The 16,654-nt window shown below is 42.1% G+C and carries 13 protein-coding genes; 6 read left to right on the top strand and 7 right to left on the bottom strand.

The genetic code is table 11. From position 1 onward, the window contains the following. Window positions 1-708 precede the first annotated feature (708 nt). A complete protein-coding gene (gene cobM, locus IM507_RS06415; protein WP_002740171.1) occupies window positions 709-1,497 on the bottom strand; it encodes a precorrin-4 C(11)-methyltransferase in 789 nt (262 codons plus the stop codon). 185 nt (window positions 1,498-1,682) lie between these two features. Here cobM and dnaB point away from each other — a divergent pair, with 185 nt between their 5' ends. From dnaB to IM507_RS06400, 3 genes are all read left to right on the top strand, one after another. Further along, window positions 1,683-3,014: a replicative DNA helicase gene (gene dnaB, locus IM507_RS06410; protein ID WP_069474784.1), complete on the top strand. Its 1,332-nt coding sequence runs from the start codon at window positions 1,683-1,685 to the stop codon at window positions 3,012-3,014. A gap of 1 nt (window position 3,015) precedes the next feature. Next, window positions 3,016-4,593, top strand: a complete 1,578-nt coding sequence (locus tag IM507_RS06405; protein ID WP_069474785.1) for a glycosyltransferase family 39 protein — start codon at window positions 3,016-3,018, stop codon at window positions 4,591-4,593. 92 nt (window positions 4,594-4,685) lie between these two features. Next, window positions 4,686-6,002, top strand: a complete 1,317-nt coding sequence (locus tag IM507_RS06400) for a family 10 glycosylhydrolase (protein ID WP_069474786.1) — start codon at window positions 4,686-4,688, stop codon at window positions 6,000-6,002. A 371-nt stretch (window positions 6,003-6,373) separates the two neighbouring features. Here IM507_RS06400 and IM507_RS06395 read toward each other — a convergent pair whose 3' ends face one another. After that, entirely contained in the window at window positions 6,374-8,794 is a 2,421-nt protein-coding gene (locus IM507_RS06395; protein ID WP_287636783.1) for a phosphoketolase family protein, read from the bottom strand. Window positions 8,795-9,330: 536 nt separating this feature from the next. Between IM507_RS06395 and gap the strand changes: the two genes are divergently transcribed. Genes gap through ygfZ form a run of 3 tightly spaced genes read left to right on the top strand, consistent with a single transcriptional unit; the run spans window position 9,331 to window position 11,803 of the window. After that, on the top strand, window positions 9,331-10,365 hold the full coding sequence (gap, locus tag IM507_RS06390; RefSeq protein ID WP_052277988.1) for a type I glyceraldehyde-3-phosphate dehydrogenase: 1,035 nt from the start codon (window positions 9,331-9,333) through the stop codon (window positions 10,363-10,365). A 59-nt stretch (window positions 10,366-10,424) separates the two neighbouring features. Further along, window positions 10,425-10,793 (top strand): hypothetical protein, encoded by a 369-nt coding sequence (locus IM507_RS06385; protein WP_002743680.1) that lies wholly within the window; start codon window positions 10,425-10,427, stop codon window positions 10,791-10,793. Continuing rightward, window positions 10,790-11,803, top strand: a complete 1,014-nt coding sequence (gene ygfZ / locus IM507_RS06380; RefSeq protein ID WP_287636781.1) for a CAF17-like 4Fe-4S cluster assembly/insertion protein YgfZ — start codon at window positions 10,790-10,792, stop codon at window positions 11,801-11,803. The genes IM507_RS06385 and ygfZ overlap by 4 nt, the downstream gene beginning before the upstream one ends. Window positions 11,804-12,121: 318 nt before the next feature. Here ygfZ and IM507_RS06375 read toward each other — a convergent pair whose 3' ends face one another. The 5 genes from IM507_RS06375 to IM507_RS06355 form a co-directional block, all read right to left on the bottom strand. Further along, window positions 12,122-13,780, bottom strand: a complete 1,659-nt coding sequence (locus IM507_RS06375) for an NAD+ synthase (RefSeq protein ID WP_123231021.1) — start codon at window positions 13,778-13,780, stop codon at window positions 12,122-12,124. 12 nt (window positions 13,781-13,792) lie between these two features. Further along, window positions 13,793-14,521 (bottom strand): NUDIX hydrolase, encoded by a 729-nt coding sequence (locus tag IM507_RS06370; RefSeq protein WP_123231020.1) that lies wholly within the window; start codon window positions 14,519-14,521, stop codon window positions 13,793-13,795. Beyond that, on the bottom strand, window positions 14,518-15,084 hold the full coding sequence (locus IM507_RS06365; RefSeq protein ID WP_002743664.1) for a nicotinate-nucleotide adenylyltransferase: 567 nt from the start codon (window positions 15,082-15,084) through the stop codon (window positions 14,518-14,520). Before IM507_RS06365 ends, IM507_RS06370 begins: the two co-directional genes overlap by 4 nt. Before the next feature lie 538 nt (window positions 15,085-15,622). Then, complete coding sequence (locus IM507_RS06360) at window positions 15,623-16,213, bottom strand: RES family NAD+ phosphorylase (RefSeq protein WP_123231019.1); 591 nt, start codon at window positions 16,211-16,213, stop codon at window positions 15,623-15,625. Then, complete coding sequence (locus IM507_RS06355; RefSeq protein WP_123231018.1) at window positions 16,213-16,653, bottom strand: hypothetical protein; 441 nt, start codon at window positions 16,651-16,653, stop codon at window positions 16,213-16,215. Before IM507_RS06355 ends, IM507_RS06360 begins: the two co-directional genes overlap by 1 nt. Window position 16,654 lies beyond the last annotated feature (1 nt).

Here is a 16,654-nt window from a genome sequence, read left to right as displayed (position 1 = left end):
GGTGTGGGGTGTAGGGTGTAGGGTGTAGGGTGTAGGGTTTTACCGATTTTGAGGGGGTCAATTACCTAATTTTCAGGGAAAAAGTCCCGGAATTTTCCCCCCGATCACTCCCATCGCAGGTACTTTTTGATTTCAAAAAAGTCTAAAGATATTATCCAACAAGGTTTTTAGATTTATTCAGAGAACCCTAGACAGGTAAAGTGGGGTGGGTTAAAAATTAACCCATCCCACAGATATTATTGCCATCTACCAACTTAAAAATCTAGACTGTTTTTTCCGCTCTAACTCGATCTACCCTGCGAGGAATGGGGCTCTTCTAGGTTCTGTGTGATAAGTTTAACTTACATAGGATTGATCAGTCTTTGTGTCCTTTGTGTCTTTGTGGTTCGTTCCACCCCCTCGCTAGGAAGAATGTATCTTAGAATACATTTTACCCACCAAACCCAAGAGAGCCGGAATGGAGCAATCAAGGAAGTTAGGAACCTCCTGACGACAGTGAGGACAATACCAGTAGGCACGACTAGCTACAAGGTGACGAAGGGTAATTCCCGAACAAATCGGGCAGCTGTGCATGGATTGTTAGAGGAATTTTAAACGTTTTTAAAATTGCCCTACCTCCCACTGCGATTTTAAACAAAATCGCCGCTCTTTAAATCTATCTTTAGGTAGAAACCCAGTGTTTCTTTCGATAGACTTCCCAGAAAATACCTAAGGATGAGGACGGAAAAGATGGGAATGTTGCGGGTGATAAAGTTGCGATCGAGTTCCTGTAATCTGGTTTAAAGCGGGACTAATTAGATAAAGGGTAGTTCTAGTTAAATTTTCCCGATGGGTTAGTTGGGCCATCTCTGACAGGGGGACAACCCAGATTTTTTCGTCGGGCCAACCGAGACGGAAACAAACGGCCACCCGTTGCTCTGCCGGATAGTATCTTAGGAGTTTTTCCTGGGCTTTGTCAACATGACGGGCGGCTAAATATAGGCATAAACTGGCTTTATGAGCGGCTAAAGAGGCTAATTCTTCACTTTCTGGCATGGGAGAGGCTTTTCCTTCCACCCGGGTTAGAATAATTGTCTGGACTAATTCCGGAATCGTTAATTCTAGGGCCAATTTAGCCGCTAATCCTTGAAAGGCACTAATTCCGGGGATTAGCTGAAAGGGTATATCTGCTGCTGTCAAAAGCTCAATTTGTTCTTGGATGGCACTATAGAGACTTAAATCCCCCGATTGCAGTCGCACCACCGCTAAACCCCGACGCACGCGATCGATCATTAAAGGGATAATTTCTTCTAGGGTGATGCTACTGGTGGGAATTAACTCGGCATCTTTAGGAGTGTCCTCAAGAATCTGTTTGGGGACGAGGGAATCAGCAAAGACGATAACATCGGCTTTTTGGAGAATTTTATAGGCTTTTACCGTCAATAATTCCGGATCTCCGGGGCCCGCACCAATAAAATAGACGGCCGGGGAGAGCGCCGAGGAGTCAATTAAAGTCATACTAAATCCTGTTTAAAAGGGGTGTGGGGTGTGGGGTGTGGGGTGTGGGGATGTGGGGATGTGGGGAGAATAAATAAAAACAATCTCCTAACTCCTGAATACTGAATCCTATCATTAACCTGAACATTTGTATTTAATTAGGGTGAATGACTATAATTAATGATAAAGCACAGTCAGCATTGACAATGATTAGCGATCAATCCCTCCCCCCCCAAAATATTGAAGCGGAAGAATCTATCTTAGGTGGTATTTTACTAGATCCAAAAGCGTTAGGTAGAATCAGTGATTTTTTAATTCCAGAAGCTTTCTATGTAAAAACCCATCAAGATATTTATCGTGCGGCGCTTGCTTTACAAGGGAAGGGAAAACCGACGGATTTAATGACGGTTAGCAGTTGGTTACAGGATAATCATCTGCTGGAAGAAATCGGGGGAATGCCGCGATTGTTACAATTAATTGAGCGCACTGTCTCGGCTGCCAACATCGATCGCTATGCTGAATTAGTGATGGATAAATATATGCGTCGTCAGTTAATTTCCACGGGGGGAGAAATTATTGAGTTAGCCAGGGATACGACGCTAGAATTAGAAAATGTTTTCGATGAATCGGAACAAAAGATTTTTCGTCTCACCCAAAAACGACCCCAGGAGGGTTTAATTTTTCTGGGGGATACTTTAATTGAAACTTTTAACGAAATTGAGAAGATGCAGGAGACCACCACTCTACCCGGTATCGAAACTCAATTTTATGATCTCGATGCGATGACCAGTGGTTTACAACCCTCGGATTTAATTATTATCGCGGGGAGGCCTTCCATGGGAAAAACTTCTTTTGCTCTTAATATTGCTTATAATATCGCTCAACAGAATTTACCTGTGGCTGTCTTTAGTTTGGAGATGTCTAAGGAACAATTAGCCCAACGTTTGTTATCGAATGAGGCTAAAATCGAAAGTAATCGGATTCGATCGGGCCGTTTGGGACAAAATGATTTAGAGAAGGTTCTTGGGGGACTAGAAAAGTTATTAAATTTGCCCATATATATCGATGACAGTGCCAATTTAAGTGTGATTCAAATGCGTTCCCAAGTGCGGCGTTTACAGGCAGAAAAAAAAGGACAAATGGGATTAGTTTTAATCGATTATCTGCAATTAATGGAAGGGGGAGGTGATAATCGCGTTCAGGAAATTTCTAAAATTACCCGCAGTCTTAAGGGTTTAGCCAGAGAAATTCATGCTCCAGTAATTGCTCTTTCTCAGTTAAGTCGTGCTGTGGAATCTCGCAATAATAAAAGACCGATGATGTCCGATTTACGCGAGTCGGGATCGATCGAACAGGATGCGGATTTAATTATGATGTTATACCGAGATGAATATTATAACCCCGATAGTCCCGATCGAGGTGTGGCCGAAGTAATTATTACTAAACACCGTAACGGTCCCACTGGCACAATTAAGCTACTTTTTCAACCAGAATTTACCAAGTTTCTCAATCTTAAACAAAGTCGCTCTAATTATTAAAATGAAAGCAAATATTAATTATACAAAGACCAATTGGCTCTTAATACTTTTGGTAATTATCCTAACTCTCGGTGTCGTTTTTCGTTGGGCAAATATCGATAAAAAAATCTATTGGCATGATGAATCCTACACCACCATTAGAACCACTGGTTATCAAGCAAAGGAAATCGCTGATACTATCTTTCAAAACCGTCTTTTATCTACCACAGAATTAGGAAAATTTCAACAACTGAAACCCGAAAGCAATGTTTTTGATACGATTCAATCTCTCGCTAAAGAAGACCCTCAACACCCACCTTTATACTTTATGATCTCTCGCTATTGGGAAAAAATATTCGGTTTTTCTCCCGTTTCTTCCCGCAGTTTAGCGATTGTTTTTAGTCTTCTCTCTCTGCCATTTATTTACTATCTATCCCTAGAATTATTTACATCAAAGTTAACGGCAATTTTAGCAGTAATTTTCTTGGCACTCTCTCCAGTTGATATAATATTTGCTCAAATGTCTCGCCAGTATAGTCTTTTAGTTTTGTTAACGATAATCAGTCAATTAATGCTGTTAAAATGCCTCAAAAAAAGAACTCTTGTTAATTGGTCTTTATACACCTTATCTAATACTCTCGGACTCTACACCCATCTCTTTTTTATTCTCAACTTATTTGCTCAAGCAGCCTTGATAATTTGGTATCTTGTTATGAAACCAGAGCGAAAAAATAACTTGATATTTTTCCTGTTATCTGGGTTAACGATGATGATTTTATATATACCCTGGTTACAGGTTTTTTTAACTAACTCTCAAAGGGCATTTAACTCCACCAGTTGGGCTGCCGTTAACTATCTCGATTGGGGATTGTTCGGTAAATTATGGCTCTTAACTTTTACTTCTCTATTTAGCGATAGCGATTTTGGTTTTAATAACATCTTCACCTATATATATAGAATGATTTTTTTAATCTTAATTATCTATGCTTTTGAGCGAGTTTATCGCTACAATAACCCGATAGTTTTTACTTTTCTGATTACCTCAACCCTAGTACCTTTCCTAGCTTTAGTCATTCCCGATCTAATTTTGACCACCACTAGATCAACTGTCACCCGTTATCTAATTGCCTCCTTTCCCACTATCTATATAACTGTAGCTTTTTTCTTGTCACAATTGCTTAATCAAGGTAAATTTTCAGGTAAAATTATCTTGACTTTTTTGTTAACTGCTAGTATAGTATCGAACTTTAATAATGCTCTTTCCGAAACCAGTTGGGCAAAAGTTCCTAGTTATTGGAATGGCGAAGTTGCCAGAAAAATTAATGCTGTACCCAATGCCATTATTATCAGCGACGAAGGTAATGACTGGACTAACTTAGGTGATTTGCTTTCCCTTAATTATCGTCTTAATGCTGATGTACAATACTTCCTGACTACCACTAACCCCGATACCGATAAGTTAAAAGAAGTTCTAGAAATTCCCCAGGCCAACTTATTTCTTTTTCGTCCTTCCAATCGGTTATTAGTGGCCATAGATCAATTCGATATTCGTCTTGATTATTTCTATCCTCAAGGCCAATTGTCGCGAGTGAAGAAATAGGTAAATATATATTTCGGGTCAATCTAGCCTCAAAGAGTTGAGCAAAGCTGTTATTATAACCAGTTAAAACCGTTAATTCTCACCCTAAAGAAATGACTTTTCTAATTCCGACTAGCGTTTGGCGGCAAATTCTTAAAAAGTTCCCTATACTACTATTCTTAGCATCTTTTCTGATAGTCGTATTCTTAGGCTATTTTTCTACCGCTTTCTCTCAAAGTCGAGATCCTGATATTCGCGGTGTTTGGATTACCACCAACGATACTGCGATGCTGATGGACAGGGATAAACGACAACAGGCGATCGAGCAATTAGTTAATCTTAATTTTAATGCTATCTATCCCGTGGTCTGGAATTCCGGTTATGCTCTCTATCCTAGCGCGATCGCGAAACGGGAAGGAATACAGCCTTTTGTGCCTACGGGAGCGCAGGGACAAGATATCTTGGCAGAATTGGTGGAACAAACCCGTGGCAGGGGATTATTGGTCATTCCTTGGTTTGAATTCGGATTTATGGCCCCTCCCACCTCAGAATTAGCCTTAAAACATCAGAACTGGTTAACCCAAAAACGCGACGGGGGGACCACTTGGGTGGGGGCAGCCGGTGAGGTGGTGTGGTTGAATCCTTTCCGTCCCGAGGTGCAGAATTTTCTGCGGGAGTTAGTCTTGGAAGTGGTGGGACAATACGATATTAACGGCATCCAATTCGACGATCATCTGAGTTTACCGAATGAATTCGGCTATGATCCCTATACTATCGCTCTTTATCAACAGGAAACCGAAAAAACACCTCCGGCTAACCCCCGGGATCCCGAATGGACAAAATGGCGGGCCGATAAAATCACCGCTTTTCTGGCTAATCTCAAAGAATCAATTCAGGCAATTAAACCGAATATACTGCTTTCGATCGCCCCTAATCCCTACGAATTCGCCTATAATGGTCATTTACAGGATTGGCTCGGTTGGGTGCGGCAAGGATTAGTCGATGAGTTAATCGTACAGGTTTATCGTCCCGATCTGCCCAGTTTTCTCAAACAATTAGAGCGTCCCGAAATTCAAGAAACCCAGCAAACTATCCCCACCGGTGTGGGGGTTTTAACCGGTTTACGCAATCGACCGATTGCCCTACCCTTGATTGAAGAAAAGGTATTGGCTGCTCGTCAACGGGGTTTAGGGGTGATTTTCTTCTTTTATGAAAGTCTCTGGCAGCAAGCTTTGGAACCTCCAGAAACCAGAAAAGCGGCAATTCAAGCAATGTTTTCGCAACCCATTACTCCCCGTCTTCCCGTGGTGGACAATCTCCCCTTAGTTAGTACGCCTGAACCTGTTTATCAGCCAGAACTAACCCCCACACCTCCCCCCTTAGCGCCGGACGGTATCGAAATTCCTGTAATTCCCCCTCCGGGTAGTTAATAGCAATTTTTGCCCAGAGAAATTACAGATCAAATCATCGAATTTAAGTCCCCCTTTTTCCCTTTTTTTAACAGGGATGGAGATGCTGGGGGGATGAAAATTTTTTTAGTCAGATTTTGGAGAATTGGTATGAGTTAGACTTACTCATTCTCCGTATTGACATCTCAAACTGAATTGCTATGGTAAATCCCTTGATAGATAGGCATTTCAGTGTTTCAATCGGGACTCACTTCTGTGAAAACCGCTATATACAAACTCTATTAATTGCACCATAATTAAACTCAAATAATATTTTATTTAGGTGGAATAGGAAGATGAAATTTATCGATAAACTAATAAATTATCATCACCTAAACCACTTTCTAGCCTAATTAATAGGGCCATTTCCAGTTAGTAATCTCGTCCTTATCGATGCCATTGGTAAAAGCATAATCGAGATTATCGATAATGGCATTTTTCATTCGTTCTTTCACATGACCGGCAGCAGAACCTAATTTTGGCACGCGATCAATCACATCAATTACTAGATGAAAACGATCAACTTGGTTACGAATCGCTAATTCTAGGGGAGTATTAATATTCCCTTCTTCTTTGTAACCGCGCACATGAATACGTTCTTGATTACTGCGACGGTAGGTAAGTTTATGAATCAGCCAAGGATAACCGTGGAAATTAAAGATAATTGGCTTATCAGTGGTAAATAAACTATCAAAATCCCGTTCTGATAAACCGTGAGGGTGTTCACTTTCCGACTGTAATTTAAACAGATCAACCACGTTGATAAAGCGAACTTTTAAGTAAGGGAATTCCTCCCGCAGAATTGCCGTTGCCGCTAGGGATTCTTTAGTAATAATATCCCCACAGCAAGCCATAATTACATCCGGTTCATCGGGATTTACTCCATCATCATCGTTACTTGCCCAATCCCAAATACCGATACCTTTGGTGCAGTGTTTAATTGCTTCTTCAATGGTCAAGTATTGCAGGTGTTTCTGTTTATCAGCAACGATAATATTAGTGTAATCCTTGCTCTTGAGACAGTGATTAGCCACACTTAATAAACAGTTACCATCGGGGGGAAGATAAACCCGCACCACGTCGGCACTTTTATTGGTTACTAAATCGATAAAACCGGGGTCTTGGTGACTAAAACCATTGTGATCCTGCCGCCAAACCACCGAGGATAATAACAGATTCCAAGAGGAAACAGAAGCACGCCAAGGTACATGATTTTTGCAGATATCGAGCCATTTAGCGTGTTGGTTGAACATGGAATCGATAACGTGGGCAAAAGCCTCGTAGGAGTGAAATAAACCGTGACGACCGGATAATAAATAACCCTCTAACCAACCGACTAAAGTATGTTCACTCAGCATCTCCATCACCCGACCATCGGCAGATAATTGGCTACCATCTAAATCCTCCGGATAGGTATCAGCTAACCAAGCTTTTTTAGTCACTTCATAGAGAGCCGCTAAACGATTAGAAGCAGTTTCATCGGGACCAAAAACGCGAAAATTAGTCATATTATTTCGCATTACATCCCGCAAAAATACCCCCATCACTCCCGTGTTTTCCGCTTCCACTTGGCCCGGGTGGGTGACATCTACGGCATATTGACGAAAATCGGGCATTTTTAGGTCTTTACGCAGCAATCCGCCATTAGCGTGCGGATTAGCACTCATGCGACGATGACCAATAGGAGCGAGTTCTTTAAATTCCGGCTTAAATTGACCCGTGGCATAGTCAAATAATTCCTCCGGGTTATAGCTTTTCATCCACTCCTCTAATTTTCTCAAGTGGTCGGGGTTTTCGTGCATGGCACCCATGGGGACTTGGTGAGCGCGCCAGAATCCTTCTACTTTATGACCATCAACGTTTTTCGGACCCGTCCAACCCTTGGGGGACCGCAGGATAATCATCGGCCAGGGGTAACGTTTAGCCACTCCCGTGCTGCGAGCTTCCTGTTGATAGGAGCGAATCTGATTGATACAGTGTTCTAGGGTAGCGGCCATTTTTTGATGGCAGTGCATGAGGTCTTCATCCTCCTTACATTCGACGATGTAGGGAGTGTAACCGTAACCAACAAAGAGACTTTCTAACTCGTGGGTCGAAATACGGGAGAGAATGGTGGGATTAGCGATTTTATAACCGTTTAAGTTTAAAATTGGCAGTACCGCACCATCGCGAATCGGGTTAAGGAATTTATTCGAGTGCCATGCGGTGGCAAGGGGGCCGGTTTCTGCTTCCCCATCACCCACCACCACGGCCGTAATTAGGTCGGGATTGTCAAAAACAGAACCGTAGGCATGGGAAACACTATAACCCAGTTCACCGCCCTCATGGATAGAACCGGGGGTTTCGGGGGTGACGTGACTACCGATGTGACCGGGAAAAGAAAATTGTTTAAAGAATTTTTGTAATCCTTCCTCGTCTTCACTTTTATCGGGGTAAATTTCCGAATAGGTTCCTTCTAGATAAACCGGACCGAGTACCCCCGGCGCCCCATGGCCGGGACCTGCCATAAAAATCATATCGAGGTCGTATTTTTTGATTAAACGGTTGAGGTGAACGTAGGTAAAACTTAAGGCCGGACTCGCTCCCCAGTGACCAAGTAAGCGATACTTAACGTGTTCGGGTTTAAGATGTTCTTTGAGCAGGGGATTATCGCGCAGATAAATCATACCTACAGCTAAATAGTTACAAGCGCGCCAATAGGCATGGGTTTTATAGAGTTCGTCTTGAGAAAGGGGATTTTGCTCTGTTAAGGGTCTTTCTGGTGCGGATACCATGAATATTTCTCCGATATCTATGAAGGATGAGATTAAGAGAGTTGATAGACAATTTCTCCAGATTATCGAGAGGGTTAACCCTCGGTCAGTTTTCAAACTGTAATCAAGAGTCTAACCTTTCGGAGCGTAAAAAACTATTAAAATAAGCTATATTTTGCCAATCCGGCTAGGGGAATTTATGTCAGTCGGGCGGGGTTTTTAAATGGCTTTTAAAGGCATATTAATATCTTCTTAACTTAGGTATCAATAATTCTCAGAAAAATTTTAATTATTTTTTAATGTCAGCTTTTCCCAAAATACTATAGGGTTACACCCTAGTTTGTCGGGAAGAGCCTAATTAGGCCTTCTCGATGCCAGTGGTGAGGACTACTAGGATAGCTTTTGAAGCACTGAAACTTAAAATCTTTCTATACTTCATCTAGCGAGCAACAAAAGCTGATTAGCATATATAGTGATTCTCTAGAGGCCAATCAATTCTCAAATTATTGTTTCTTGATCGTGCCTAAGCTTATCGCAGCTGCAAAGGAGTTTTTTTCATGACAAAAGTAAGAGTCGCCATCAACGGATTCGGTCGTATCGGTCGCCTCGTTTTTAGGGCGGGTATCCAAAATCCTGATTTCGAGTTTGTTGGTATCAATGATCTCGTCCCCCCCGATAATATTGCCTATCTGCTCAAATACGACTCCACCCACGGACGTTTTCAGGGTACGGTGGAAGCAAAAGAAGATGGCATCGTCGTCGATGGTAAGTTTATCCCCTGTTACTCGATTAAAGACCCCGCTCAACTGCCTTGGGGTGCAACCGGGGCCGATTATGTGGTCGAGTCCACCGGTTTATTTACCACCGCCGAAGGGGCCGGAAAACACCTGGAAGCTGGGGCCAAACGGGTGGTTATCTCCGCACCCACCAAAGACCCCGACAAGATTCGTACTATTGTACTAGGAGTTAACGATAATGAGTACGATCCCGCTAAGGATCTGATCGTCTCTAACGCTAGTTGTACCACCAATTGTTTAGCCCCGATCACCAAAGTTATTAACGATAACTTCGGACTAGCGGAAGGATTAATGACCACGGTACACTCGATGACCGCCACTCAACCCACCGTGGATGGTCCATCGAAAAAAGATTGGCGCGGTGGTCGCGGCGCTGGTCAAAATATTATCCCCTCCTCCACGGGAGCAGCCAAAGCAGTAACCCTAGTTATTCCTTCCCTAAAAGGCAAATTAACCGGTATGGCCTTCCGTGTGCCAACTCCCAACGTTTCGGCGGTGGATTTAACCTTTAAAACCGAAAAAGCCACCAGTTACGAGGAAATCTGCGCCGCTATGAAAGCCGCCAGCGAAGGACCGATGAAAGGTATCCTCGGTTATACCGATGAGGAAGTGGTATCGAGTGACTTTATCACCGACCCCCATTCCAGTATCTTTGATGCTAAAGCTGGCATTCAACTTAATGCCAATTTCTTTAAGGTCGTCTCTTGGTACGATAACGAATGGGGTTACTCCTGCCGGATGTTAGACCTGATGAAAATGATGGCAGCTAAGGAAGCAACCCTAGTAACAGCCTAAATCAGTTATCAGTTATCAGTAAACAGTAAACTGATAACTGATAACTGATAACTGATAAGATGAATCCAAAATTTAAAGATATTACCGCTTGGGAACAGGCACAATTATTAATGCAGCCGGCATTTATTCGGGTGCTGGATAATCTGCGTAAACAGTTAGAAAATTCCCTCTGGAAAGGAACTTATACAGAAATTCAAGATCCCTATCCCAGTTATCTGCTCTGTTTGACTTATCTCGATCGCTCCGTTACTGTAAATATTTGGGAACTTTGTTTTCAAGTCTGTTTTCTCGATTATCCCACCGATGAGGGAGAGAGCGTCACCATCGATACCAGTCTCCTCGACCCCACCGGTGAACTAGATTGGCAGAGTTTGGAAACAAAAACCGAGCGCATTATTAAGCAATTATTCGCTAATTTACCCCAATGAAAGCAGATTTAGAAACGATCAAGGCAGAGTATGCCGCTAATTTTCTGAAAGATTACCACAATGATCCCCAAAATTTAGCATCCCAAACAATTTTAATCGATCGCTCCGATTGGGGTTTATTAGAATTAAAAGGCCAGGACCGACTGCGTTTTCTCCACAATCAAACCAGTAACGCTATCGATCGCCTGAAACCGGGTCAGGGTTGTGAGACAATTTTCCTTAACTCTACCGGTCGTACTCTCGATTTTGTCACAGTTTACTCTGGCGATGACTCCCTCCTCATCCTCGTTTCTCCCCAACGTCGTCAATTTTTACTGGAATTGATCGATCGCTATATTTTCCCCTTCGATAAAGTGGAAATTAGCGACTTAACCGATAATTTTGCCATTGTCACCCTAATCGGTGCTAAAAGCGGGCAATACCTGCAAAAAATCGCCATTCCAGAGCAGATTTTAACGGGGGTGCAGCATAGTCATTATCTCCTTTCTGACCCCCCCCTGAGAGTGGCCGTCGGTACCGGCTTAGATCTGCCCGGATATACTTTAATCGTTGCCGCCGCCGAAGCCGGTCTCCTCTGGGAAAATTTAATAAAAAATGGCGTTACTCCCGCAGATGAGCAGGTGTGGGAATACCTGAGAATCCATCAGGGCCGACCGGCAGTCGATCGAGAATTAACCGAAGACTATAACCCTTTAGAGGCCGGTTTATGGCGAGCGATTGTCTTTGATAAGGGCTGTTATATTGGTCAAGAAACTATCGCCCGTCTCAACACCTATAAAGGCGTAAAACAAAGACTTTGGGGCATAAAACTCAGCCAACCCGTCCCCAGCAATACCCCGATTATTTTAGAAGCGCAAAAAGTCGGTTTACTCACCAGTGTGCTGGAGGATTTTGGCTTGGGTTATGTGAAAACAAAAGCGGGAGGAGAGGGTTTAAAAGTACAAATCGGCGAGGCAACAGGAGAATTAATCCCCTTACCCTTCCTCTCTCACGAATACCCCTTTCAGTGAACAGTAATCAGTAAACAGTGATCAGTAATCAGTAATCAGTAATCAGTGACCAATCACTAATCAATGATAACTGATAACTCACATCTTATAAGTAGTTGTGCAAAATTAATTTATTGGTTAGGATAGGCAAAAGGCAGGAGGCAAAAGGCAAAAGCTTTATCGAAATGTTTAATTAATTTTGCTTAGATACTTAACTAATAACTAATAACTAATAACTAATAACTAATAACTAATAACTAATAACTAATAACTAATAACTAATAACTGATAACTGATAACTGATAACTGATAACTGATAACTGATAACTGATAACCCCCCTAACCCCAACGACTAGCGATAGGCATTCGCCAACCAGTGCCAAAAGCGCGATCGCTAATTTTTAGACCAGGAGGGGCTTGTTTGCGCTTAAATTCGGCATTTTTAACTAATTTAATCACTTTCTGCACAATTTCAGCCTCAAAGCCGGCGGCGATAATTTGTTCGGCGGATTGATGGCGATCGATTAATAGTGCTAAAATAGCATCTAAAATCTCGTAGGGAGGTAAAGAATCTTGATCCTTCTGATTGGGTTTTAATTCAGCACTAGGAGCTTTATTAATCACATTGAGGGGAAGAATTTCCCCGTGCCGATTTAACCAGCGACAGAGGGAATAAACACGGGTTTTCGGCACATCAGCAATCACTGCTAAACCACCATTCATATCACCGTAAAGGGTGCAATATCCCACCGCCATTTCTGATTTATTGCCAGTGGATAATAGTAAATGACCGAATTTATTAGAGAGGGCCATTAATAAATTACCGCGAATGCGTGACTGAAGATTTTCTTCAGCAATACCGAAATCAGTCCCAGCGAAAAGCCGCTCTAAAAGTTGATCATAAGCAGTCATAATTTCTTTAATTGCTAACTTCTCACTTTTGATACCTAAATTATTAACTAAAGCCACTGCATCGCTAATGGAATGGTCGGAACTATAGGGAGAAGGCATCATCACAGCGAGAACATTTTCTTTACCTAATGCGTCGCTGGCAATAGCGGCAACCAAACTGGAATCAATGCCACCACTCAAGCCGAAAATTACCCGTTTAAAACCGCATTTCTGCACATAATCTCGCACTCCTAAGACTAAAGCTCGATAAATTTCCTCATCTTCATCGACAGGTAAAGGATGAATAACTGCGGGTAACAAATCCTGATTAAACTCGATCAACTCTAGGCTAGAAGTAAATGCTTGGGCGCGATAAATCACTTCTCCTTGTCGGTTAAAAGCCACGCTGTCACCATCAAAAATTAAATCATCATTACCTCCCACTTGATTGACATAAACTATAGGTAAATTATATCTAGTGGCACTATGGGATAATAAAGATTCTCGCAATTTTTGCTTACCGACACTGTAGGGAGAAGCGGAAAGATTAACGATTAAATCCACTCCCAAATTAGCTAAATCGGCGATGGGATTAACCGCGTATTGACGTTGACCCCAAAATTGTTCATCATTCCAAACATCTTCACAGATAGTTACCCCAATTTTTACATTATTTTCTGTTAGTTGAAAATATTGACTTTCTTTCCCAGAAGCAAAGTAACGATCCTCATCAAAAACATCGTAGGTAGGCAATAAACGTTTAGTAAAAATTTGTTTAATTTCTTGACTTTTTAGCAAAGCTATGCTATTAAATAACGGCTTTTCTCCTCTGACCGTTGCCGAGGGATTTTTTTCGACAAAACCGACTAAGACGGCTAACTTTTCTGGTAATTGTTGGGACAATAATTGCAATTGTCGAGACATTTTCTCCACAAAACCCAGATTTAATAATAAGTCTCTGGGAGGATAACCACAGAGGGATAATTCCGGGGTTAAAAGTAATTCTGCTCCCTGATTAAATGCCGTTTGAGCGGCCTCTAAAATTCTTTGGGCATTTCCTTCGATATCTCCAACAATGGGATTTAATTGAGCGATAGCAATTCTCATATTTTTTCCTATTTAAACAAAAACTAACGGTTGCTCTTTAAAGGGAGCAAAAGCTTTTTCATCAAAGCGATATAAACTAGCAGGACGACCGGCACCACGAGAGACTTTTAAACCCATATCCTTGAGAAATCCTAATTTCAATAGCCGATTTCTAAAGTTAGAATAATCACTAAAATTTTTACCTAAAATTGTCTCATAAAATTGATAAAGATCATTTAAAGTAAATAATTCTGGTAAAACCTCAAAAGCGACGGGACTATATTCTACTTTATTGCGTAATCTTTGCCAGCCATATTCCAAAATTTGACCGTGATTAAAGGCTAAATCTGGCACTTTATCAATCATATACCAAGTGATATTATAATCCCGTTCAGTGATTAACTTTGCTTCTTCAAACCGCACTAAAGCGAAGTAACTCACCGATAGATAACGTTTCCCAAAACTCTCGGCCGCTGCCGGGGAATCTCCCTCTGGACTGCCAAAAGTATATAACTGTTCCAGATAGAGATTATTGACGCTAATTTTCTCGGCTAAAATTCGATAGGCTGCCGTTTCCAGTGATTCCCCATTTCTCACTAAAGTCCCGGGTAAACTCCAGTAATTACTAAAAGGTTCTTCCCGTCGTTTAATCAGAAGCACCAGCAGCCGATTTAATTGGGTATCAACGGAAAAGATCACGTTATCAACTCCCACTTTAAAATCAGCTAGAGATTTATTAGCTAGGGTGTTTGACGGTTTCATGCGTAAAGTTTTTGACCTTCGATATAATCTTTAATCGGTGCAGGAACAGCCTGTTTATCGCCTTTTTCTCGATAATCTGTTGAGGATACAGCCGGAGCAAAGACATCGGCAATCAGACAATCACCCCCTAATGTTTGCAGTTGTTCAATATCATCTTGGTTAATAGGATAACCTGGACGGGGAATCACAAGAATTTTGACTTTTTCTAGTAATTCTTGGCTACGATACCAGTGCCTAATTTGTCCAGCTAAATCGGAACCGATGACTAGGGTATATTCCTCCTGTTCTCCCCAAATTGCTTGCGCTTTTTCCACACTAATTAAGCTACGTCGATCGCTTAATTCTCGTCGCAGTTGTATATTATCTCTTGGGGGTTGAATATCCCGGATGAGCAAATTTAACATCCTCAGACGATGTTCGAGACTGGTTTGATGATTTTTAAAGGGATTATCGGCAGCCCAAACCGCAACAATATCGTACTGTTCCGATAACCATTTTAGTATGGCTTGATGACCGGCAGTAGGAGGATCGGCACTGGTTCCAAAAAGGGCAATTTTAAGCATAGGGTTCAATTGCTTGCTCACTGAGGGATTAGTTTAACTCTGCTCAAGCTTGGCAAAGATTAACTTCTCCCCATTATAGTTGATTTTACCAAAATAGGGCAAGAGGATCAGTGATCAGTAATCAGTGATTACTGATCACTGATTACTGATCACTGAAGTTTTGCGACGAGTGGGCTGCTATTAACTTAACAGAAAATTCCCTAACACTTGGCCGTTCTGAATAGGGGAGATTGCGTCTGATTGCAAAGGGTGCATCTCACATTTGCAGAAATACCGACAATCAGCACTTATCAGTGACTCTTAAATTGGTACAAAAATATGAACAATCGCGTGTAAGCATCCCACCGAAAAGCTAATGCGCGGGGGGTTTGGGGGCGGCGCCACGCCCCCAACGGGGGGTTTGGGGGGTAGAACCCCCCAAAGGCTTGGATTGAGTGATAAAATCGGAAGTAATGCCCGATTTTAAAAGAGAGTTTCCCCGTAAAAATCCCAATTGGTAGATTGACAAAAATGAGATGCACCTATTGCAAAAATATACTTATTCTTGAAGAAGAGCATAATCATAATGCTCCAAAATTTCACTTAAACAGGATGAATTATCATCGTATAAATTACCTAAGTTGTCTTCTTGCAAATGGTTTCTAACCCGATCAAAAAGCCCAACGGAATAGACACTATCATCATGACGAGAACGGTATCTAATCCCATCTACTCCTTGGGGATGTTCCCAAATTGCCTGCCCCCAAGTCCGACAATATTCATAATCACCAGAAGAAATGCGGGCATCTATTCCTATGCGAACAAGGGCCGGCCCCGTTAAGTCGGCCAACAGTAAAGTGCGATCACTTCTAATTCTAAAAAGATTTCTATTTCTTAGGGCTGTAACGGTTACGGCTCCGTCAAATGTTCGGCCAAAACATTCAATAAAGGTACTGTACTCATCACCCACATAGAGAAGCCCATAGCCCTGATTTGGCCCATCGAAACGACCGCTACCACTGCGGTCAAAATGAAGACTAGAAAGGTGTCCGGTTTTATTTAATCTTAGCCAGGGGCCTGGGGTTTCAATGACGGGCAATTGACGCTGACTAAAATCGTCTGGTGGGAGGGGAAAAGGAGGCAAACCCATTACGCTGCGCTATGACTCCCGTAGCACTTAGCGGCCAAAACCACTGGATCGATTTCTCCCTTTTGGAGTTTTTCTAGCGGGGTTGCTCCCTCTAAACGAATATCACCCGTGAGCAGAAAGAGCATTTGTGTCCAAGCACCGTCTTCTTTTAAAACGGCTAACACTTGGTCTAAACCTGACAAAACTTTGCCATCAACAAATTGCCAAGCGGGATAAACTAATTCCTCGTTGACAGATAAACCTAAGACCCGATGATTGAGCCTCATAGTTTCTAATTCCAAAGAACTACAGGCTAAAACACGACAAACCTCAGCGCTGGTTAAGGTTCCGCCTTGCTTAGATAGGAACCGCTTCTTCGCTTCTTCGCCTCGTTTAATGGCAGCTGCCAACGCAGGGGCCAAAGCTAAAGGAGATTGTGTTTTTTGTATGGATTCTAACATT

Source organism: Microcystis sp. M20BS1 (genome assembly GCF_020245305.1).
Lineage (GTDB): Bacteria > Cyanobacteriota > Cyanobacteriia > Cyanobacteriales > Microcystaceae > Microcystis > Microcystis ichthyoblabe_A.
This window is presented reverse-complemented; position numbering and strand designations above follow the sequence as displayed.